This is a genomic window from Pseudonocardia sp., assembly GCF_035305885.1.
In the GTDB taxonomy this organism is placed as follows: domain Bacteria; phylum Actinomycetota; class Actinomycetes; order Mycobacteriales; family Pseudonocardiaceae; genus Pseudonocardia.
The window spans coordinates 22215-41595 of sequence record NZ_DATGOP010000032.1; the positions used below are offsets into that span (position 1 = coordinate 22215).

Here is a 19381-nt window from a genome sequence, read left to right on the forward strand (position 1 = left end):
TTCGAGTCCCGCGGTACCCACGCCCCGATCACCCGGCTCCGACCGGAGCCGGTTCCGGCTCGGTGGCGTCGGCCCGCCTGCGGGGCAGCGCCTTGAGCGTCAGCACCATCGCCGCCGAGATCAGCGTCCCGATCGCGATCGCCAGCGCGAACCCGAGCGCGCCCGACACGAGCGGCAGCACGAGCACCCCGCCGTGCGGGCTGGTGGTCGCCGCGCCGAAGAGGGCCGCGAGGGCGCCGGTGACCGTCGAGCCGGCCAGCAGCGACGGGACCACCCGCAGCGGGTCGGCGGCGGCGAACGGGATGGCGCCCTCGGTGACGTACACCGCGCCGAGCAGCCAGGCGGCGCGCCCGTTGCGCCGCTCGGCGGGTGTGAACCGGCCGCCCCGCAGGGTGGTCGCGAGCGCCACGGCGAGCGGCGGCGTCATCCCGGCGGCCATCACCGCCGCCATGACCGTCTGGGCCGACGGGGCGCCGGTGGCCAGCCCGGCGACGGCGAACGTGTAGGCGGTCTTGTTGATCGGGCCGCCGAGGTCGGCGGCGACCATCAGCCCGAGCACCGCCCCCACCGGCACGAGGCTCCAGGCTGAGAGGCCGGCGAGCCAGTTCGTGAGGCCCGAGGTCAGGGCGGCCAGCGGGCCGGCGGCCACGAGCCACATCACGACGCCGGTGACCAGGGTGCCTGCGAGCGGCAGGGTCAGCACGGGCCGCAGCCCGGCGACGGCGCGCGGCGGCGGGTGGAGGCGGGCGAGCCGGTCCACCACGACGCCCGCGACCACCCCGGCGACCAGCCCGCCGAGGAAGCCCGCCCCGGTCTGGGCGGCGATCGTGCCGCCCGCGAACCCCGGCACGAGGGCGGGCCGGTCGCCGATCGCGTGCGCCAGGTACCCGCCGACCACGGGGACGAGCAGCCCGAAGGTCAGCGTCCCGAGCTGGTGCAGCAGCGCCGCCCAGCTCGTCAGGGCGAGGGGGTGGAAGTGGTCCGTCACCGGCGGGGCCGTGCCGATCTCGGGGCCGCCGAGCGCGTAGCCGAGCGCGAGCAGGACGCCGCCGGTGACGACGAAGGGGATCGCGTAGCTCACGCCCTGCATGAGCTTGCCGTGGATCGTGGCCACGGTGGGAACGGAGGTGGGGTGGGTCAGGGGGGCAGCATCCATCGGACAGGCCTCCTGCGATCAGGTGGCGAGGGCTTCCAGGCCCGGGTACGGGCGGCGGTCGCCCGCGGGGCCGGTCAGTTGGGAGTAGAGGACGCCGAGCTGCGCGGTGTGCCGCTGCAGCGCGGCGCGGGCGGCGCGCAGGACGCGTTCGCCGCCGCCCAGTGCGGGCGCGGCCAGCGCCGCGGCGAGCGCCGCCAGCGAGGCGACCGCCGCGAACGCGACGGGCAGGCCGACCTCCTCGGCGACGATCCCGAGCAGCGGGGGACCGCCGAGCAGGCCGGTGTAGCCGACGGTCGAGGCGAGCGCGACCCCGCCCGCGCCGGCGTGGGCGCCCGCCCGCGCGATGGCGATCGGGAAGACGTTGGCCAGGCCGAGCCCGATCAGGACGAAGCCGGCGAGCACGACCTCGACGTCGGGGACGGCCGCGACCGCGAGCGCCCCGACGGCGGCGGCGGTCGCCCCGCCGGTCACGACGCGGGTGGGCCCGTACGCGTGCACCAGGCCGTTGCCCGCCAGCCGGCCGCAGGCCATGGCCAGCGAGAAGCAGGCGTAGCCCGCGGCGGCGAGCGCCGGGCTCGCGCCGACCTCCTGCAGGTGCAGCGCGCCCCAGTCGGTGACCGCGCCCTCTCCGAACGCCGTGCAGCCGGCGATGACGCCCAGCACCACGACGATGCCGCGGGTGGTGCCGCGCGGTGGCGGGGCGTGGTCGTCCGGGGCGGGCGCGCCGTCGGCGGCCAGCAGCACGGGCGCGACCGCGGCCGTCGCGACCACCCCGAGCGTCGCGACGACGAGCAGGTGCACCCCGGGCGTGGCGAGGGCGGCCACCGCCCCGCCCGTCACGGCCCCGGCGAGCCCGCCGAAGCTGAAGCCCGCGTGCAGCGACGGCAGCAGCGGGCGGTGCGCCGCGGTCTCGACCTGGACGCCGATCGCGTTCGCGGCCACGTTCAACGCGCCGGTCGCGACCCCGAACACCAGCAGCGCGGCGGCGAGCGCGGGCACCGAGCCGGTGAGCCCGGGGAGGGCGAGCGCGGCGCTGGTCGCGACCGCGGCGGCGACGCCGACCAGCCCGGGGCCGAGCCGCGCGCACAGCCGCCCGGTCAGCTGCATGCCGGCGAGCGCGCCGATCGAGACGCAGAGCAGGGCGAGGCCGAGCGAGGTCGGCGACGCGTCGACGGTCGCCGAGACGTCGGGGATGCGCGACGCCCACGAGCCGAAGACGGCGCCGTCCACCGTGAACACCACGGTGGCGGCGGCGCGGTGCCTGCGCACCGCGGGCGGGGACGGCCTGCGGCGACGCGGGGAGCGCAGGCGTGCGTGATCAAGGGGAAAGGGCATGGGGAGTCGGGTTCCAGGGATCGTCGGCGTTGTGCTTGCTGGCGCAGCGACGAGGGCACCGGGTTCCAGGTTCCACGAAACCCCAGTTGGAATCGATCCAGATCGCGGTGAAACGGCTCACGCCGCCGATCTCGTCGGACCCCGGGTGCACGATGGGCCCATGGTCACGGTCGACGAGGTGCGGCGGCTCGCCCGGTCCCTGCCCCGCACCAGCGAGCACCTCATCCACGACCGCGTGAAGTTCCGGGTCGGCCGGATCGTCTACGTCGCGTTCTCCCGCGACGAGACCGTGATGGGCTTCGCCTACCCCAAGCACGAGCGCGACGCCCTCATCGCCTCCGACCCCGCGAAGTTCCACCTGCCGAGCGCGTCGGACATGCGCTTCAACTGGGTGCACGCGTGGACGGCCGCGCTCGACGAGGAGGAGATGCGCGAGCTGGTGCTCGACGCCTGGCGCATGGTCGTGCCCAAGCGCGTCGCCGCCGCCTACGACGCCGCCCACGGGGCGGGCGCGGGATGAGCCGCCCTCAGCGCAGCTGGTAGCGCTTCAGCTTCCGGTAGACCGTCGCGCGCGAGATCCCCAGCCGTTTCGCCACGGTGTTGCGGTCGCCCCCGGCCTCCCGCAGGGCGGCCGCCAGCACGCGCCGCTCCGCGCGCTGCACCTCGTCGAGCGGCGGGCGGTGGTGGTGCGCCGGCAGGTCGGGCAGGTCGATGGCCGGGCCGGTGGCGCGGATGCGGGCGCTGGTGAGCACCTGCTGCAGCTGCCGCACGTTGCCCGGCCAGTCGCCTGCCGCGAGCGCGGCGGCCGCCCGCGGCGTGAGCTCGGCGGGCCCGGCCCCGGCGGCGGCGAGGAGCGCCGCGCACAGCTGCGGGAACTCGTCGCGGCGTTCCCGCAGCGGCGGGACGGGGACCACCACGGGGAAGGCCTCGCCGACCACGGCCGGCCCGCCGTCCTCCCCACCGGTGGCGACGACGGGGCAGCGGGCCGCCTCCACCAGGTGGGCCACCGTCGTCGCGATCTCGGCCGGGACGTCCTGGACGTGGGCGAGCAGCACCGCCGCCCCGGTCGTCCCCACGGCGGATCGGAGCCCGCGCAGCCAGTCGTCGGGGTCGAGCCGCGCCGCCGCGGCGTCGACCTCCACGACCCGGCCCGCGACGGCGCGCAGGGCCGCCCGCGCCTCGTGGCGCTTCCCGCAGCCCCGCTCCCCGGACAACAGCACCCGCCTCCCCTCGCCCAGGGCGCGGGCGAGGCGCTCGCGGAAGTCGGTGGGCCGGTCGTCGCCGCTCCATCCGACGCTCGCGGGCCGCTCCACCGGCTCCAGCACGAGGACGGCGGCGAACTCGCCCCGTGGCTGGCGCACCGGCAGGACCTGGATGGTGGCGGTGACGCCGGTGGACAGGCGCCTGCGCACCGTGCGCGCCCGGTCGCCCGCGTCCTTGGCGAGCTCGCGCAGCAGCTCCTCGTCGGCGTCGCGCACGAGGGCGCGGCCCTCGGTGCTCACCACCACGAGCCGCCTGCTCACCGCCACCACGGCGCCGCGGTGGCGGCGCTCGGCCGCCGAGTAGGCGTCGAACAGCTCGCGCTCGCCGTCGGTCCGGCTGATGAGCAGCTGCGTCTCGATGGAGCGGCCGATCTCCACGACGAGGGGCAGGAGGGCGGCCGAGCCGTACTCGCGCAGGCAGTGCGCCCCGAAGATCCCTGCGAACCGCTTGGTGAACGGGTCGCGGATGAGGACGCCGGTGGTCGTGAGGATCTCGGTGTCGGTCCGGTAGTGCTCCGTGCCCGAGACGATGAACGCCCGCTGGGTCTCGTGGGCGCAGCCCATCCCGTTGGTGCCCATGACGTCCTCGGCGAAGGTCATCCCGGCGCGCAGGTTCTGCCGGTGCAGCCGCAGCGCGTCCGGGAAGTCCCCGACGGCCACCGTGAGCAGCCGGCACGCCCGGTCGGCGAGGAACCCCCACGAGCTGAGGTCGGCGATCTCGTCGCCCAGCCGGTCCATGATCGGCTGGGCGACGGCGGCAAGCCGGGTGCCCGGCCGGAAGTCCTCGTCGAGGACGTACTCGCGGGCGGCGGGGTCGACGCCGGCGAGCATGGACCGCCGCCAGGAGGCCACGACCTCGGGGCGCACGCCGGGGTAGTCGGCCGGGTCCACCGACAGCGGGTCGCGGGAGAGCACGTCGTGCTTGGCCTCCCGGACCCGGTCCCACTCGGTCGTGGTGCGGGGGACCGGGACCGCCATCAGAGGCTGCGGGCCTTGGGCAGCACCTCGCGGGCGAACAGCTCGAGGCTCGCCCTGGCCTGGTCGTAGGGCATCCCGCCGAACGCGGGCGACAGCGACAGCTCGAAGTCGCCGAGCACGTCGCGGATGTGCTCGATCTGCCCGAGGATCTGCTCCGGGTCGCCCCACAGCGCGGTGGCCGCGTAGTCGTTCGCGGCCTTCTCGAGCCCGATCTCGCGGAAGTAGGCGGCGTTGGCCGCGTACCGCTCGTGGCCCTTCACCCCGGCGAAGTGCTCCCCGGCCATCTCGTAGTGCTCGACGTTGGACATGAAGAACCGGCCGACGTACTCCCAGTGCCGCTCGCGCGCCACCTCGAGGTCCTCGTGGCAGTACACGTTGACGGCCAGGCTGATCGGCGGCGGCGTCTCGCCGTGCTCGGCCTGGTACAGCTCGCGGTAGCGGGTGAAGCCGGGCATCAGGTCCGCCACGGGACGCACGATGAACGACATCATCGCGGCCCGCAGCTTCGCCGCCATCACGATCGAGTCCGGCGAGCCCGCCACCATGTAGCGGCGGTCGCGGAAGGAGCGGCTCGGGCGCGGCCGCAGCTCGGCGCGGGGCTGCGGGTAGTAGGGACCGTCGCCCTCGATGACACCGGTCTCCACCGCCTCGAAGATCATCGGGGCGGCCTCGTCGAAGCGGTCCCGGGTCTCGTCGAGGGTGATCCGGAACGGCACGTACTCCTTGCGGGACAGCCCGCGCCCGAGCCCGAGCAGCAGCCGCCCGCCGGAGATGGCGTCGACCATCAGCGCCTTCTCCGCCACCCGCAGCGGGTTGTTCCACGGCACGATCACCGCGGCCGTGCCCAGCTTGATCGTCGAGGTGCGCCCGGCCAGGTGCGCGAGCACCACCAGGTTGTCCGGGCACAGCGAGTAGTCCGCGAAGTGGTGCTCGACCACCCACACCGCGTCGTAGCCGAGCTCCTCGGCCCGCACCGCGAGGTCGAGCTCCTCGTGGTACATCCGCGCGTCCGAGATCTCCGGGTCGAGCTTGCCGAACCCGAGGTTGATGCCGACATTCACCATTGGACGCCCACCTCCCGCCCGGTGACGCTAGTCACGACCACCCTGCCGCTGCGTCTCACAAATGAGACGGCCGGCAGCGCACGGCACCCGTCATCGCGGGAACACCCGCGACGCCGCTCTGGACACGCCCCGCGGGCGCGGCCAGCGTCGGGGTTCGTGAACCGCTTCGAGAAGGCCCTGTACGAGACGATGACGCCGACCGCCGAGCTGCTGGAGCGGACCACGAACCCGCTCCACCGGGCGATCCTGCTGAACTTCTGGCGGCACGTGCACCTGGAGGGGTCGGGCCAGTTCGACAAGATCGTCGCGCCCGACATGATGGTCGACCACCCGGTCTACCGGGTCACCTGGGGCGCCCACCCCGCGGTGATCGAGGGCAAGGACGGCGTCGTCGCGTTCTACAACAGCGTCGCGGACTCGGTGCTGTGGAACTCCGACGACCGCCTCGCCGTCGCCGACTGGGGCGTGGCCGACGAGCTCACCTTCCACCAGCTCGGGAAGGGATCGGACCTGCGCGCCGTCGGCTACGACAGCGTCCCGGACGACGACAAGCTCTACCACGTGTCGAGCCGGCAGGCGTTCATCTGGCCCTACGACGAGCGCGGCCGCCTCGCCGGGGAGCACCTCTACGAGGACCCGACGAGCGTGCAGGTGGAGGAGGTCGACCCCGCCGAGGCGATCACCGCGGAGCGGGTCCGCGAGATCCACCTCGAGCTGCTGGACCGGCTCGAGGCCGAACGCGGCGAGCGGTACTGGGTGCTGGAGAACCAGTCGTGACCGGCCAGGACCTGTCCTAACGGTCGAGACCGGGTCCTTGGTCCCTGGCGATCCGGCGCGCGGCGGCTCAGGATATGAGGTACCGGGGTGACCGACAGCCTGCAGCCGCCGGCCGTCCGACGGGGGCACGGCCGAGCTGAGCGCGGCGTCGGAACACCTCCGGGGTCCGGGGGCCGGGCATCCGTGCTGGGGAGCGGCGGCTGAACGGCCCCCGGACCGTCGCGGGCGCCGCCTTCAGCCGCCCAGGCCCAGCACGAGCACGGTGACGACCACCAGCGCAGCGATGCCGGCGGCCGCGGCGGTGGCGACCCTCGGGTTGCCCTCGGCGCGCGGCCCGCCCGCGGCGGCGCGGCGCAGCCGAGCGGTGTAGATCGCCCCGGCCACCAGCAGCACCCCGCAGCCCACCAGCGCGAGCGGGACGGCGAGCGTGTCCGGGAAGTACTGCCCGACGACGCTCGGCACCGTCACGAGCGCGCCGACCGCGCCGACGGCGAGCAGCAGCAGTTCCCGCAGCACCGCGCCGGCCACCACCAGCGCGACCACGGACCCGACGGCGAGCACGGCACCCCAGGTGGACTCGACGGCGAACTGCGCGCCGATCACGACGACGGCGCCGCCCAGCGCGTACGCGGCGTTCCGCGCGGCGACCACCCGGCCCCAGCCGAGCACCGCCCAGCAGGCCCCGACGCCCCACAGCGCGAGGCCGATCAGCGCGTCGTCGTCGCCGGGCAGGTGCGCGGTCGCCGACCCCGCTGCGATCGCGAGCGCGACGACCAGTGCGGCCTGCTGGAGCACGCCGCGGTGGCGCCACCACAGCAGGCCGGCGTAGGCGGCCGTGCCGCCCGCCGCCACGAGCGCGACCGTCTCCCCGGGCAGGTCCAGCACCTCGTCGCCCAGCAGCCCGAGCCCCGTCCCGAACAGCGCCGCCGACAACAGCCACGAGACCCCGCGCAGCCGCCTGCCCACGTCGCCCCGCCGCGCCGGGGCGGCGATCCCCGTCGCGAGCAGCAGCGCGGCCGCGCCGAAGGTGATGGAGAGCTGCCCGCCGACGCCGAGCTGCGACCAGTAGCGGCCCGCGACGATCACCGCGCCGACGAGGACCAACACCCCGCCGACGTAGCCCAGGGCCTCGGCCACCAGCGACGCCCGGGACGCCGGCTGCGCCGGCGGCGTCTCCTCCGCCGCTCCCTCCTCGGCGGCGAGGATGCGCTCGGCCTGTTCCGGGCTGATCAGGCCCCTGTCGACCCACCGCCGCAGGGAGGTGGCGAGGTCCGTGGCGCGGGTACCCGGCGCGGGTGAGGTCATGGGTGGATGGTGGCGGCCTCCCGGCGGCGGCGCACGCACGCCACGCTCACCGGTTCGCGCGAGAGAGCGCACACGGCGAAGGGGCCCTCCACCGGTGGTGGAGGGCCCCTTCGAAGCGGGTGCTCAGTCGAGGTAGTCGCGCAGCACCTGCGACCGCGACGGGTGGCGCAGCTTCGACATGGTCTTCGACTCGATCTGCCGGATCCGCTCGCGCGTGACGCCGTAGACCTGGCCGATCTCGTCGAGCGTGCGCGGCTGGCCGTCGGTGAGGCCGAACCGCAGCCGCACGACACCGGCCTCGCGCTCGCTCAGGGTGGCGAGCACCGACTGGAGCTGGTCCTGCAGCAGCGTGAAGCTGACGGCGTCGACCGCGACGACGGCCTCGGAGTCCTCGATGAAGTCGCCGAGCTGCGAGTCGCCCTCGTCGCCGATCGTCTGGTCCAGCGAGATGGGCTCCCGGGCGTACTGCTGGATCTCCAGCACCTTCTCCGGGGTGATGTCCATCTCCTTGGCCAGCTCCTCCGGCGTGGGCTCGCGGCCCAGGTCCTGGAGCAGCTCGCGCTGGATGCGGCCGAGCTTGTTGATGACCTCGACCATGTGCACCGGGATGCGGATGGTGCGGGCCTGGTCGGCCATCGCGCGGGTGATGGCCTGGCGGATCCACCACGTGGCGTAGGTGGAGAACTTGTAGCCCTTGGTGTAGTCGAATTTCTCGACCGCGCGGATCAGACCGAGGTTGCCTTCCTGGATGAGGTCCAGGAACGCCATTCCGCGGCCGGTGTAGCGCTTGGCCAGCGACACCACCAGGCGGAGGTTCGCCTCGAGGAGGTGGTTCTTGGCGCGCTCGCCGTCGCGGACGATCCACCGCAGGTCGCGGCGGAGCTGGGGCGACATCTTCTCGCCCGTCTCCATGGCGCGGCGCAGCCGCTCCGCCGCGTAGAGACCGGCTTCGATCCGCTTGGCGAGCTCGACCTCCTCCTCGGCGTTGAGCAGCGCCACCTTGCCGATCTGCTTGAGGTAGGCGCGGACGGAGTCGGCGGAGGCGGTGAGCTCGGCGTCCTTGCGCGCCTGCCGCAGCGCCTCGGACTCCTCCTCGTCCCAGACGAAGTCGCTGGCCTGCTTCTGCGTGCGCGGGGCGCGACGGTTGGCGCCGGTGTTGGCAACCTCCTCGTCGTCCTCGTCCTCCTCGTCGACCTCCTCGTCCTCGTCCTCGTCGTCGACGACCTCGGTGACGTCGGCGTCGAGATCGGGGTCGAGCTCCACGTCGACGTCTTCGAGGTCGACGTCGGTGTCGGCCAGGTCTACCTCGGCGTCGAGGTCGGTGGGATCGCCCTCGACGGTCGGGTCGGCCTTCTTCGACTTGGCCGCCGACTTGGCGGCCCCACCCTTCGCGCTACCCGAGCGGGACCGGGTGCCGGTCTTTGCGGATGCGCTCGACCGCTTGCCGGATCGGCGAGCAGGTGCGGGACCTGCCGCGTCGTCGACGGTCGGGTCGATGCGGGTTGCGGAGTCTGCGGCTGCCACTAGGCCCTCTCGCTGCGTGCGCTCTATGGTGCGCCGGGAGACGTCGAGCTCCGGCTGCTGGACGAGATGTTGTGCGGATACCTCGACGGATGACGTCCGGTGGTTCTCGCCGTCATCCCGCATCGGGGTACTGCGCCATTGTAACTGCGCGTGCTGCCGGTGTCGGAGACCGCGCCCGAAGGTTGATCGACGGCGGCGGCTCGCCCACCGCGCGGGCCGCATGTGGTCGGATGGTGACCGTGAACGAGGCCCGACCCACCGCTGCGACCACCCCCGCCCACCAGGCCACCTCCGCCGGCGACGAGTTCGCCGAGCTGCGCCGCATCGCCGAGGACCTCGTGACGGAGGCCGCCGAGCACCTCGGGCGGCTTCCCCGCCCGTGGGACGAGCGCGGCGCGGCGGACGCGGGCGTCGCGACGAAGAGCACCCCGACCGACGTCGTCACCGCCTCCGACCACGCCGTGGAGTCCCTCATCCGCGAGCGGCTCGGCGCGCTGCGGCCCGGCGACGTCGTCGTGGGGGAGGAGCACGGCAGCACCGCGGGCGAGTCGCGCACGGTCTGGCTGGTGGACCCGATCGACGGCACGGTCAACTTCCTCTACGGCATGCCGTGGTACGCGATCTCGGTCGCCGCCGTCCGCGACGGCGTGTCGGTGGCCGGGGCCGTCATGGAGCCCGCCGCCGGGCGGCTGTGGAGCGCCGCCAAGGGCGCGGGCGCCACGTGCGACGGGCGGCCGCTGCGCGTGTCGGGGGCCACCGACCTGTCGCTGTCGCTGCTCGGCACCGGCTTCTCCTACCGGCCGGAGCGACGTGCCCGGCAGGTCCGCATGATCAGCGGGATGCTCCCGCACGTGCGGGACGTGCGGCGGGCCGGTTCCGCCTCGCTCGACCTGTGCGCGGTCGCCGCCGGCTGGGCCGACGCCTACCTCGAGCACGGCCTCAACTGGTGGGACTGGGCCGCCGCCGCGCTGATCGCGCAGGAGGCGGGCGCGCTGGTGCGCACCCCGGGCCCGACGGGCAGCGTCCCGCCCGACGACGGGCTCGGGGCCGACGCCGTCTTCGCGGCCACCCCCGCCATCGCCGACGAGCTCGCGGCGCTGGCCCGCGAGCACGGGGCCGCCGAGGTGTGAGCCGCGCTCAGCAGCTCGCGTCGCGCGCCTGCTGGACGAGCTCGGGGTCGACGGTGGGCGGCGCCGGGGCGGCCGCAGGCGCGTCGGGGTCGGCGTTGACGGCGCCGTCGGTGCCCCCGCCCGGCTCGGCGAGCTGGTCGAGCGCGTCGCGCGCCGAGCGGCCCGGGTTGAGGTCGCCGAAGCCGGTGCCCACCGACACGTCCACGGCGGGGCCCTGGCGGCCGTCGCGCACCAGCTCGGCGCACGGCATCACGAGCGTGAGCGTGCTGGCCGCCGCCTCGCCCTCCGGGCCGAAGCGCAGCTGGCCGTAGCACTCCATGTTCCCGTCGGGGAACAGCGGGTCGTTGTCGGTGCCCTGGACCGCGAACCCGAGATCGCCCAGCTGCGCGGCCACGAGGCTCGCCTGCCCGCGCTGCCCACTCGCGTTGAGCACCTGCACCTGCACCGCGGCGGGCGGGATCGGCGCCACCTGGTCGAGCGCCCCGTCGGCGAGCACCTCGCCCGCGGGCGGCTCGGACACCGGGCAGGTCGTGGCGCTCGCCGCGCCGCCCGCGTTGACCAGCACCACGGTCCAGGTGATCGTCGCGAGCACGGCCAGGACGCCGACCACGACGAGCACCGGCCCCTTCCGGCGGCGTTGGTAGGGGCGGGTTCGGGCAGCGGTCATCGGTCCAGTCCCTCCGCGAGCACGTGGTGGCCGAGCGCGACGAGCGGGGCGAGGCTGCCGTCCAGCCCGTCGGCCATCTCGGCGGGCACCATCCCGGCCCGCACGCGGGCGAGGATCCCGGCGAGTACGACGCCGAGCTTGAACGCGCCGAAGGCGACGTACCACTGCAGCGGCTCGAGGTCGAGGCCGGACCGGGCGGCGTAGGCGGCCGCCACCTCGTCGCGGCGCAGGAAGCCGGGCAGCCGGGTCGGGCTCGCCAGGTGCTGCGCCGCCCGCCACACCGGGTGCTCCTCGGCCTGGTGCCAGTAGACGAGCAGCAGCCCCAGGTCGGCGAGCGGATCGCCGAGCGTGGACAGCTCCCAGTCGAGGACCGCCCGGATGCGCCCCGGGTCGGCGGCGTCGAACAGGCAGTTGTCGATGCGGTAGTCGCCGTGCACGATCGCGTGCCGCTGGGTGGTGGGCACGGTGGCGCCCAGGCGCTCGGCGAGGCGGGTGAGGTCGGCGACGGTCCCCGCGTCCGTGGGCACGCCGTCGCGGGCCTGCTCCCACTGCGCCACCCACCGCCGGACCTGCCGGGACAGGTAGCCCTCCGGCCGGCCGAAGTCGCCGAGCCCCACCGCGTCGAAGTCGACGGCGTGCAGGGCCACCAGCACGTCGACCAGTGCCTCGCTCGCGCGGCGGCGCTCCTCCTCGGTGCTCGCCCACCCCGGCGGCAGCTCCTCCTGCGGCACGACGCCCTCGACGAGCTCCATCACGTAGCACGGCGCGTCCACCGGCGGCCCGCCCGCCGAGGCCGCGAGCACCCGCGGCACCGGGACGGGCGTGCCGGCCAACGCCGTGATCACGCGCTGCTCGCGGCCCATGTCGTGCGCGGTCGCGGCGACCTTCCCGAGCGGCGGACGGCGCAGCACGACCGCGCCCGCGGGGCTGTCCACCCGGTAGGTCAGGTTGGACCGGCCGCGGCCGAGCGGCAGCAGCGTGCAGTCGCGCCAGCGGTCGTCGCCGAGCTCGGCGGCGAGCCAGGCGCCCACCGCGGCCGGGTCGGCCCCCGGCACCTGCGCGGGGCCGCCGCGTCCGCGATCATCGCGCTCGGGGAAGACAGCCACGCGGGAACCCTAACCGCGCCCGCGGACGCCACCTCCGGGCGACACGGGCAGGGGTGTACGCGTCGGCGCCCTGGGTTACCCTTCTGCGCCCCCACGGGGGGAGCTCCGCTATCGCGGGCGTGATAGCGCATCACGACCGCTCGTGGGGCTGGGTTGAGACGCGCGTCACAGAACTGTCGGGCACAAACCCCGGCGCTAGGGCGTTGTCCAGCCGCACGACGACGACATGTGTGTAAGAGGGTGGGAACGATGGCGACCGACTACGACGCGCCGCGGCGCAGCGAAACCGACGACCTGGCCGAGGACTCGCTCGACGAGCTGAAGGCCCGTCGCAACGAGGCCCAGTCGTCGGTCGTGGACGTCGACGAGTCGGAGACGGCGGAGAGCTTCGAGCTGCCGGGCGCCGACCTGTCCGGCGAGGAGCTCACGGTCAAGGTGCTGCCGAAGCAGGCCGACGAGTTCACCTGCGCGAGCTGCTTCCTCGTCCACCACCGCAGCCGGCTGGCGTCCAGCAGCAACGGGCAGTACATCTGCCGCGACTGCGCGGCCTGAGCCCCCGGAACTCCACGGGGGGACGCCCCGAACCGGTCCCCGGTTCGGGGCTGTGTCGTATCTGCCGCATCCCTCGTATTCGCCGCACCTGCGCGGTGCGGCCGGGATCAGCGGCCGAGCGCCGCGACCAGCGCGTCCGGGTCGCGGGTGCTGACCACCCAGTACGGCACGTCGCTGTCGGGGTCGGTCACCTCGATCCGCACGACGGGCCCGATCCAGGCCCGGTGCAGCAGGAAGGCGGCCGGGTCGAGCTCGGGGCCGAGGGCCTGCTGCTTGCGTTCCCGCGGCACGACGTCCACCCGCCCGACGTGGCGCAGCGGCAGCCGGGCCTCGCCCGCCCGCAGCTCACCGTCGACGACCCGTACCCGTACGTGCCCCAGCCACAGCAGCGCCCCCACGCACAGCGGGATCGCGATCGCGTACCCGATCCACGAGCGCAGGCCCGGGTAGCCCATGTGAACCTCCGCGCCGAGCAGCACCCCCAGCCCGAGCGCCGGCAGGTACCACCACAGCGGCACGGACAACCGCTCGTCGAACCGAGGGGTGCCGGACGTCGCAGGCGGGGTGGGCGACGGGTGCTCGTTCACGCCACCCGAGGGTAGCCTCGCCCGTCGTGCCCGGCCCCGTCGATGCTCCCCAGCGCGAGCCGCTCAGCGCACCGCTCGTCTCGGCGGCGGACGTCCCAGCGTCCGACCCCGCAGCGTCCGCTGTCCCCGCGCCCACCGTCGAGGTGCTCGTCACCCGGCTCGACGCCGGCCTCCCGCTGCCGTCCTACGCGCGGCCCGGCGACGCGGGCGCCGACCTGCACTGCACCCGCGACGTGGTGCTCGCCCCCGGCGAGCGGGCCGTGATCGGCACCGGCATCGCCATCGCGCTCCCGCCCGGCTACGCGGGCTTCGTCCACCCCCGGTCGGGCCTTGCCGCCCGGGCCGGGCTGTCCATCGTCAACGCCCCGGGCACCGTCGACTCCGGTTACCGCGGTGAGATCCTCGTCTGCCTGATCAACCTCGACCCGCGCGAGGAGCTGCGGCTGCGCCGCGGCGACCGGATCGCCCAGCTGGTGGTCCAGAAGGTGGAGCACGCCCGGTTCGTCGAGGTGGGCGAGCTGCCCCCGTCGGAGCGCGGCGCGGGCGGGTACGGGTCCACCGGCGGGCACGAGCGGCTGGTCACCGGGGACGGGCCGTAAGAGTGGCACGACGCGACCGACGGACCACCGACGTCCCCCTGGAGGAGGACGTACGCGGCGGGGGGCTCGCGCTCGACACCGACAGCCCGATCCCGCCCACCGGGCCGCACGACAGCGAGGACCTCGACCCCGAGGTCACCGAGGCGGCGGGCCTCGTCGACTTCGGGTCCATCCGCGTGCCGGTGCCGGCGGAGGGCACGGTCACCGTCGAGCCGACGGCGGGCGACCGGATGCAGGCCGTGCACATCCGGATGCCGGAGGGGCGGCTGTCGGTGAGCGCGCTCGCCGCGCCGAAGTCGTCGAAGCTGTGGCCCGACCTGGCCCGCGAGATCGACGCCTCGCTGCGCGAGGGCGGCGCGCGGGTGCGGTCGTTCACCGGGGACTGGGGGCGCGAGCTGCACGCCACGTCAGGCGGCGCCACGTCCGTGTTCATCGGGGTGGACGGGCCGCGCTGGATGCTCTACGGCGTCGCGACCGGCCCGAGCGCCCACTCCGCCCCGCTGGAGGCCGAGCTGCGCCGGATGCTGCGGGGCACCGTCGTGGTGCGCGGCAAGCAGCCGTACCCGGCGCGGACGATCCTGCCGCTCACGATGCCCGAGCACCTCGCGGAGGAGGCCGCGGCCACCCCCGTCGTCGCCGCGCCGGGCACGCGGAAGAGGTCGCAGCCGAAGGCGGCGCCCGGCAAGGCGGCCCCCGGGAAGACGGCGCCCCCGAAGTCCGACGCCGGCGCGGCCGCCGCGAAGAAGGCCGCGGCGCGCCGGGCGGCCGCGCGGAAGGCCGCAGCGGCCGCGGCGGTGAAGGCCGCGGCGGAGGTGCTGGCCGAGCGGGCGGCCGAGGACCGCTCCACCGCCGGGACGATCGCCACCGGGCCCGGCCCGGACGCGCCGCTGCGCGAGCAGGCGCCGTCCGCGCGCCGGGCGGCGGCCTCGGCGTGGCGCACCCGGCCCGCCGCGCCCGGCCGGGACGCGTCGCCGGTCGAGGACCCACCCGTCACCGAGGCGATCCCCGCCGCCGAGCTGCCGCCCACGGAAGCGCTGCGCGCGGTCGAACCGGGAACCGGCGGCAGGCGCAGGCTCGGCGAGCCGGCCGTCCCCCCGGCGCCCCCGCCCGGGGGCAGGCGCCACCTGCCGGAGCCGCCGGTCGAGCAGTCGTACCCGGGCGGGCGGCGCAGGCTGCGAGAACCCGCACCGGGCGAACCGCCCGCCCAGGTCCCGCCGCCCGGGGCGCGGCGCCCGGCGGCGCGGAACGGCGCGACCGGCGACTGGGGCGTGAGCGACACCGGTGGGCGGCGCAGGCTCCGCGAGCCGGTGGCCGACCCCGGTGCGACCGGTCGGCGCCACCTGCGCGAGCCGTGGGACGCCGAGCCGCGGGGCGGCGCGTCCCCCTGGACGGCCGAGCCGGCCGAGCCGTCGTGGGCGGGCGGCGAGGGAGGCGTCTCCGCCTCCGGCCGCCGCAGGCTCCGGGAGCCGTGGGAGGACCGGCCCTCCGTCGCGCCGCCCGCGGACGCCGGGGTGTCGGCGTCGGGCCGCCGGCGGCTGCCGGACCCCTGGGCGGCCGAGCCGCCCCGCGCTCCCCGCACCTCCGAGCCCGGGCCCGCGGCCGACACCGGCGTGTCCGCGTCGGGCAGGCGTCGGCTGCGGGAGCCGTGGGACGCGCCCGAGCCGGCGGCCCCGGCGGCGGATTCCGGGGTGTCGGCGTCGGGGCGGCGGTACCTGCGGGAGCCGTGGGACACCGGCCCCGGCGGGGTGAACGGCACCGGTGGGCGGCGTCACCTCGTCGAGCCGCCGCCCTCGGACGCGGGCGTCTCCGGCACCGGGCGGCGACACCTGCGCGAGCCGTGGGACGCCAACAGCGCGGCCCCGCCCCCCGCGGGTGGGCGGCGCGGCCCCGAGCCCTTCCCCGCGCCCGGCCCGGCTGCTCAGGGCCCTGCCCCGTCCGGCCGGCGCGCCCTGGGCGATCCGTGGGACGACGGCGGGCCCGCGCTCGACCGCGGTGTGCCGGCGTCGGGCAGGCGTCGGCTGCGGGAGCCGTGGGACGCGCCCGAGCAGGCGGCCCCGGTGGCCGATTCCGGGGTGTCGGCGTCGGGGCGGCGGTACCTGCGGGAGCCGTGGGACGCCGGTCCCGGCGGGGTGAACGGCGGGGTGGACGGCACCGGTGGGCGACGTCACCTCGCCGAGCCGCCTCCGGACCCGGGGGTCTCCGGCACCGGCGGCAGGCGGCGCCTGCGCGAGCCGGAGCCGCCGCCCGCCCGGGATGGCGCGCGGGCCGAGCCGTGGGCGTTCACCCCGGACGCCGGCGCCCGCCCCCGGCGCGCCGCCGAGCACCTCATCGAGACCGGTGAGCAGGACGCGGCGGGCTGGGCCGATGCGTTCGCCGACCGCGGCGAGCGGCGCGACGGCGGCGGCAGGCACGCCGGCGACCCGGCGACCTCCACCGTCCGGCTGCAGGCGCTGCTCTCCGAGCTGGACCCGAACCGGCCGCGGCGGCGCCACCGCCGCTGAGGGGCACCGGGCCGGTCGGCGCGACTCCACCAACCCGGAGTGCACTCCACCCACCGCCGGCGGTAGGCGAAAGCGCACCCTGATGGGTGACGTTCGTGGGGAGTGCGTTCGGCGGAGACCCGTGCGGCGAACGGTTGCAGAACCGGACGGACCGGCCATCCGTGTCGGATCCCGGCGAGCCCGGCGCGCCGCACGTCGCCCCCGGTAGTCCGTTCGCAGGACCTGCGGCGAAAGGGGGCCTCTGAGGTCTGCGGGGGACGTTTCCGCCGGGTTACGCTGAACCTGTTACGGCCTAGCGCGAGGCCTAGCGAGCTGGGGGAGAGATGACCAGCACCGATGGCGGTGCGTTCCGCCGCATGCTGCGCCGGCTGACCAGCGACGTGGACGAGCTGGATGCCGACGATCTCGAGGCCGGTGCGCAGAAGTCGGGAGCGCAACGCGCGGCCGACTGCGCCTGCGGCCAGGAGGTGACGATGCTCGGCCGGCTGCGCAGCGTGGAGTTCCGACCCCACGACGCGGACGCGGCGCTGGAGGCCGAGCTGTTCGACGGCACCGACGACGTCACCCTCATCTGGCTCGGCAGGCGGCGCATCCCCGGCATCGAGCCCGGTCGCACCATGCGCGTGCGGGGGCGGCTGGCGTTGCGGGACGGGCGCAAGGTCCTCTACAACCCGTTCTACGAGATCTGCGCCGCCGGCACACCGTGACGGCTCGGGCGCGCAGCGCCCGGTACCCTCGGCTGCGCCGGTTCGCCGGTGGAGAACGTGAGCACCTACGAGTCTCCGGTCCGACAGCCAGAGGAGCACTGTGACCGACGGCCCGAACCCAGGCCCTCGTCCTGAGTCCGAGACCGAACCCGGTGCGGCCGGCGGGTCGCAGGAGCGCGAGCTCCCCACCCTGCTCGAGCAGATGGGCGGCGTGCCGGGCATCGTCGCGTCCACCATCCCGGTCGCGGTCTTCGTGGTCGCGAACGTGGCGTTCGGGCTGCAGCCCGCGCTGATCGCCGCGCTGGTCGCGGCGGTGGCGACGGCCGTGTGGCGGCTCGCGCGCAGGCAGGCGCTGCAGCCCGCGGTGTCCGGTTTCCTCGGCGTCGGCATCGCGGCGTTCATCGCCTACCGCACCGGAGAGGCCCGCGGCTTCTACCTGCCCGGCCTGCTGTTCAGCGCCGCCTGCGGGCTGGCGTTCCTGGTGTCGATCTTCATCCGCCGTCCGCTGGCGGGCGTCATCTGGCACGCGGTGAACGGAGACGGGCAGGGCTGGCGCTCCGACCCCCGCCTCCTGCGCGCCTACACGTTCGCCACCGCGCTGTGGACGCTCGTGTTCGCCTCCCGCGTGGTCGTGCAGGGCTGGCTGTACAACGCCGACGAGGAGACCTGGCTCGGCATCGCGCGGCTGGCGATGGGCTACCCGCTGGTGGGGCTCGCGCTGCTCGGCACGATCTGGGCGGTGCGCCGGGCGCGCCGCGACCCGGCGACCGCCTAGCTCAGCTCAGCGCCGCCCGGATGTCCTCCTCGACGTCCGTGGTGGCCACGAACAGCAGCTCGTCGCCCGGTTCGAGCGCGTCGTCGGACTGCGGCACGATCACCCGGCCGCCGCGCAGGATCACCACGAGGGCCGAGTCGGCGGGCAGCCGCAGCGACCGCACCGGCTTGCCGGCGAGCGGGGTGTCGTCGGGCAGCGTGACCTCCACGAGGTTGGCCTGCCCCTGCCGCAGGGTGAGCAGCCGCACCAGGTCGCCGACGGCCACCGCCTCCTCGACGAGCGCGGCGAGCAGCCGCGGGGTGGACACCGCGACGTCGACGCCCCAGTTCTGGTTGAACAGCCACTCGTTGCGCGGGTCGTTCACCCTCGCCACCACGCGGCGCACGGCGAACTCCGTCTTCGCGAGCAGCGACACGACGAGGTTGACCTTGTCGTCGCCGGTGGCGGCGATGACCACGTCGCAGCTCTCCAGGCCCGCCTCCTCCAGCGAGGCGAGCTCGCAGGCGTCGGCGTGCACCCACTCGGCGCGCTCGACCGCCTCCGGGTCGATGTTGGCGAGCTCGCGCTCGATGAGCATCACCTGGTGCTTGCTCTCCACCAGCTCCAGGGCGATGGAACGGCCGACGGCCCCGGCCCCGGCGATCGCGATCCGCATCCTTCTCAGCCCTCCTGCGGTGCTGCGGCGGCCGCTGCGGTGACGTCGCTGACCGTGCCGGACACGGCGGCGACGTAGACGGTGTCCTCGGCCTGCACCACGGTGTCCGGGCCGGGCAGGATCCCGGTGCCGAACCGCACGATGAACGCGACGCGGCAGCCCGCCGCGGCCTCCAGCTCGCTGACCGGGTGGCCGACCCACTCCTCGTGCATCGGCAGCGGCAGGATCGCGACCGTGCCCGTCGGGTCGCGCCACGCCGACGCCACGCCGTCGGGCAGCAGCATCCGCAGGAAGCGGTCGGTGGTCCACGGGACGGTCGCGACGGTCGGGATCCCCAGCCGCTCGTAGACGGCGGCGCGCTTGGCGTCGTAGATGCGGGCGACGACGCGCTCGACGCCGAACGTCTCGCGGGCGACCCGGGCGGAGATGATGTTGGAGTTGTCGCCGCTGGAGACCGCCGCGAAGGCGTCGGCGCGCTCGACCCCGGCCTCGACGAGCACCTCGCGGTGGTAGCCCTCGCCGACGACCTGCTTGCCCCGGAAGTCGGGTCCGAGCCTGCGGAACGCCTGCCGGTTCCGGTCGATGATCGCGACTTCGTGGCCGAGCCGCTCCAAGCCTGCGGACAGGGCGGCTCCGACCCGTCCACACCCCATGATCACGACGTACACCGCACTGCCTCCCCGGTCGCGGGAACGCTATCG

19 protein-coding genes are annotated in these 19381 nt (G+C 75.5%); 8 read left to right on the plus strand and 11 right to left on the minus strand.

Annotation, left to right across the window (positions count from 1 at the left end; translation table 11 throughout):
• Positions 1–28: 28 nt before the first annotated feature.
• Together VKZ81_RS05640 and VKZ81_RS05645 are read right to left on the minus strand one after the other, a co-directional pair.
• Entirely contained in the window at positions 29–1156 is a 1128-nt protein-coding gene (locus tag VKZ81_RS05640; protein WP_324240343.1) for a PTS fructose transporter subunit IIC, read from the minus strand.
• An 18-nt stretch (positions 1157–1174) separates the two neighbouring features.
• A complete protein-coding gene (locus VKZ81_RS05645) occupies positions 1175–2425 on the minus strand; it encodes an MFS transporter (protein ID WP_324240344.1) in 1251 nt (416 codons plus the stop codon).
• Between the two features lie 226 nt (positions 2426–2651).
• Here VKZ81_RS05645 and VKZ81_RS05650 point away from each other — a divergent pair, with 226 nt between their 5' ends.
• The gene (locus VKZ81_RS05650; RefSeq protein WP_324240345.1) at positions 2652–3011 is read left to right on the plus strand and encodes an MmcQ/YjbR family DNA-binding protein; all 360 of its coding nucleotides are present in this window, start codon (positions 2652–2654) and stop codon (positions 3009–3011) included.
• A 7-nt stretch (positions 3012–3018) separates the two neighbouring features.
• Here VKZ81_RS05650 and VKZ81_RS05655 read toward each other — a convergent pair whose 3' ends face one another.
• Positions 3019–4731, minus strand: a complete 1713-nt coding sequence (locus VKZ81_RS05655) for an AAA-type ATPase lid domain-containing protein (RefSeq protein WP_324240346.1) — start codon at positions 4729–4731, stop codon at positions 3019–3021.
• On the minus strand, positions 4731–5795 hold the full coding sequence (locus tag VKZ81_RS05660) for an LLM class flavin-dependent oxidoreductase (RefSeq protein WP_324240347.1): 1065 nt from the start codon (positions 5793–5795) through the stop codon (positions 4731–4733). The genes VKZ81_RS05655 and VKZ81_RS05660 overlap by 1 nt, the downstream gene beginning before the upstream one ends.
• Positions 5796–5951: 156 nt before the next feature.
• Between VKZ81_RS05660 and VKZ81_RS05665 the strand changes: the two genes are divergently transcribed.
• Complete coding sequence (locus VKZ81_RS05665) at positions 5952–6572, plus strand: hypothetical protein (protein ID WP_324240348.1); 621 nt, start codon at positions 5952–5954, stop codon at positions 6570–6572.
• 234 nt (positions 6573–6806) lie between these two features.
• Here the strand turns inward: VKZ81_RS05665 and VKZ81_RS05670 are convergent, their stop codons facing one another.
• Together VKZ81_RS05670 and VKZ81_RS05675 are read right to left on the minus strand one after the other, a co-directional pair.
• On the minus strand, positions 6807–7877 hold the full coding sequence (locus VKZ81_RS05670; protein WP_324240349.1) for a DUF2157 domain-containing protein: 1071 nt from the start codon (positions 7875–7877) through the stop codon (positions 6807–6809).
• Positions 7878–8000: 123 nt separating this feature from the next.
• Positions 8001–9623 (minus strand): RNA polymerase sigma factor, encoded by a 1623-nt coding sequence (locus VKZ81_RS05675; protein ID WP_324240350.1) that lies wholly within the window; start codon positions 9621–9623, stop codon positions 8001–8003.
• Between the two features lie 92 nt (positions 9624–9715).
• Here VKZ81_RS05675 and VKZ81_RS05680 point away from each other — a divergent pair, with 92 nt between their 5' ends.
• Positions 9716–10531, plus strand: a complete 816-nt coding sequence (locus VKZ81_RS05680) for an inositol monophosphatase family protein (RefSeq protein WP_414709332.1) — start codon at positions 9716–9718, stop codon at positions 10529–10531.
• Positions 10532–10538: 7 nt separating this feature from the next.
• Here the strand turns inward: VKZ81_RS05680 and cei are convergent, their stop codons facing one another.
• The gene (gene cei, locus VKZ81_RS05685) at positions 10539–11198 is read right to left on the minus strand and encodes an envelope integrity protein Cei (RefSeq protein ID WP_324240352.1); all 660 of its coding nucleotides are present in this window, start codon (positions 11196–11198) and stop codon (positions 10539–10541) included.
• Positions 11195–12304, minus strand: a complete 1110-nt coding sequence (locus VKZ81_RS05690; protein WP_324240353.1) for a phosphotransferase family protein — start codon at positions 12302–12304, stop codon at positions 11195–11197. Before VKZ81_RS05690 ends, cei begins: the two co-directional genes overlap by 4 nt.
• Positions 12305–12553: 249 nt before the next feature.
• Between VKZ81_RS05690 and VKZ81_RS05695 the strand changes: the two genes are divergently transcribed.
• Positions 12554–12856, plus strand: a complete 303-nt coding sequence (locus VKZ81_RS05695) for a DUF4193 domain-containing protein (RefSeq protein WP_324240354.1) — start codon at positions 12554–12556, stop codon at positions 12854–12856.
• Between the two features lie 107 nt (positions 12857–12963).
• Here the strand turns inward: VKZ81_RS05695 and VKZ81_RS05700 are convergent, their stop codons facing one another.
• Complete coding sequence (locus tag VKZ81_RS05700; RefSeq protein ID WP_324240355.1) at positions 12964–13443, minus strand: DUF3093 domain-containing protein; 480 nt, start codon at positions 13441–13443, stop codon at positions 12964–12966.
• A gap of 143 nt (positions 13444–13586) precedes the next feature.
• Between VKZ81_RS05700 and dut the strand changes: the two genes are divergently transcribed.
• The 4 genes from dut (at position 13587) to VKZ81_RS05720 (ending at position 18025) form a co-directional block, all read left to right on the plus strand.
• Complete coding sequence (gene dut / locus VKZ81_RS05705) at positions 13587–14042, plus strand: dUTP diphosphatase (protein ID WP_324240429.1); 456 nt, start codon at positions 13587–13589, stop codon at positions 14040–14042.
• A gap of 2 nt (positions 14043–14044) precedes the next feature.
• Entirely contained in the window at positions 14045–16543 is a 2499-nt protein-coding gene (locus VKZ81_RS05710) for a DUF3710 domain-containing protein (protein WP_324240356.1), read from the plus strand.
• Positions 16544–16866: 323 nt separating this feature from the next.
• Positions 16867–17250, plus strand: a complete 384-nt coding sequence (locus VKZ81_RS05715; protein ID WP_324240357.1) for an OB-fold nucleic acid binding domain-containing protein — start codon at positions 16867–16869, stop codon at positions 17248–17250.
• A gap of 100 nt (positions 17251–17350) precedes the next feature.
• The gene (locus tag VKZ81_RS05720; RefSeq protein WP_324240358.1) at positions 17351–18025 is read left to right on the plus strand and encodes a DUF3159 domain-containing protein; all 675 of its coding nucleotides are present in this window, start codon (positions 17351–17353) and stop codon (positions 18023–18025) included.
• A 1-nt stretch (position 18026) separates the two neighbouring features.
• Here VKZ81_RS05720 and VKZ81_RS05725 read toward each other — a convergent pair whose 3' ends face one another.
• A complete protein-coding gene (locus VKZ81_RS05725; RefSeq protein WP_324240359.1) occupies positions 18027–18680 on the minus strand; it encodes a potassium channel family protein in 654 nt (217 codons plus the stop codon).
• 5 nt (positions 18681–18685) lie between these two features.
• Positions 18686–19348, minus strand: coding sequence for a potassium channel family protein (locus VKZ81_RS05730; RefSeq protein WP_324240360.1), 663 nt, complete (start codon positions 19346–19348; stop codon positions 18686–18688).
• Positions 19349–19381 lie beyond the last annotated feature (33 nt).

Coding starts and splice junctions, on each gene's coding strand:
- VKZ81_RS05640 (WP_324240343.1), bottom strand. CDS start 1,156: ATGGATGCTGCCCCCCTGACCCACCCCACCTCCGTTCCCACCGTGGCC.
- VKZ81_RS05650 (WP_324240345.1), top strand. CDS start 2,652: ATGGTCACGGTCGACGAGGTGCGGCGGCTCGCCCGGTCCCTGCCCCGC.
- VKZ81_RS05655 (WP_324240346.1), bottom strand. CDS start 4,731: ATGGCGGTCCCGGTCCCCCGCACCACGACCGAGTGGGACCGGGTCCGG.
- VKZ81_RS05660 (WP_324240347.1), bottom strand. CDS start 5,795: ATGGTGAATGTCGGCATCAACCTCGGGTTCGGCAAGCTCGACCCGGAG.
- VKZ81_RS05670 (WP_324240349.1), bottom strand. CDS start 7,877: ATGACCTCACCCGCGCCGGGTACCCGCGCCACGGACCTCGCCACCTCC.
- VKZ81_RS05675 (WP_324240350.1), bottom strand. CDS start 9,623: ATGCGGCCCGCGCGGTGGGCGAGCCGCCGCCGTCGATCAACCTTCGGG.
- cei (WP_324240352.1), bottom strand. CDS start 11,198: ATGACCGCTGCCCGAACCCGCCCCTACCAACGCCGCCGGAAGGGGCCG.
- VKZ81_RS05695 (WP_324240354.1), top strand. CDS start 12,554: ATGGCGACCGACTACGACGCGCCGCGGCGCAGCGAAACCGACGACCTG.
- VKZ81_RS05715 (WP_324240357.1), top strand. CDS start 16,867: ATGACCAGCACCGATGGCGGTGCGTTCCGCCGCATGCTGCGCCGGCTG.
- VKZ81_RS05725 (WP_324240359.1), bottom strand. CDS start 18,680: ATGCGGATCGCGATCGCCGGGGCCGGGGCCGTCGGCCGTTCCATCGCC.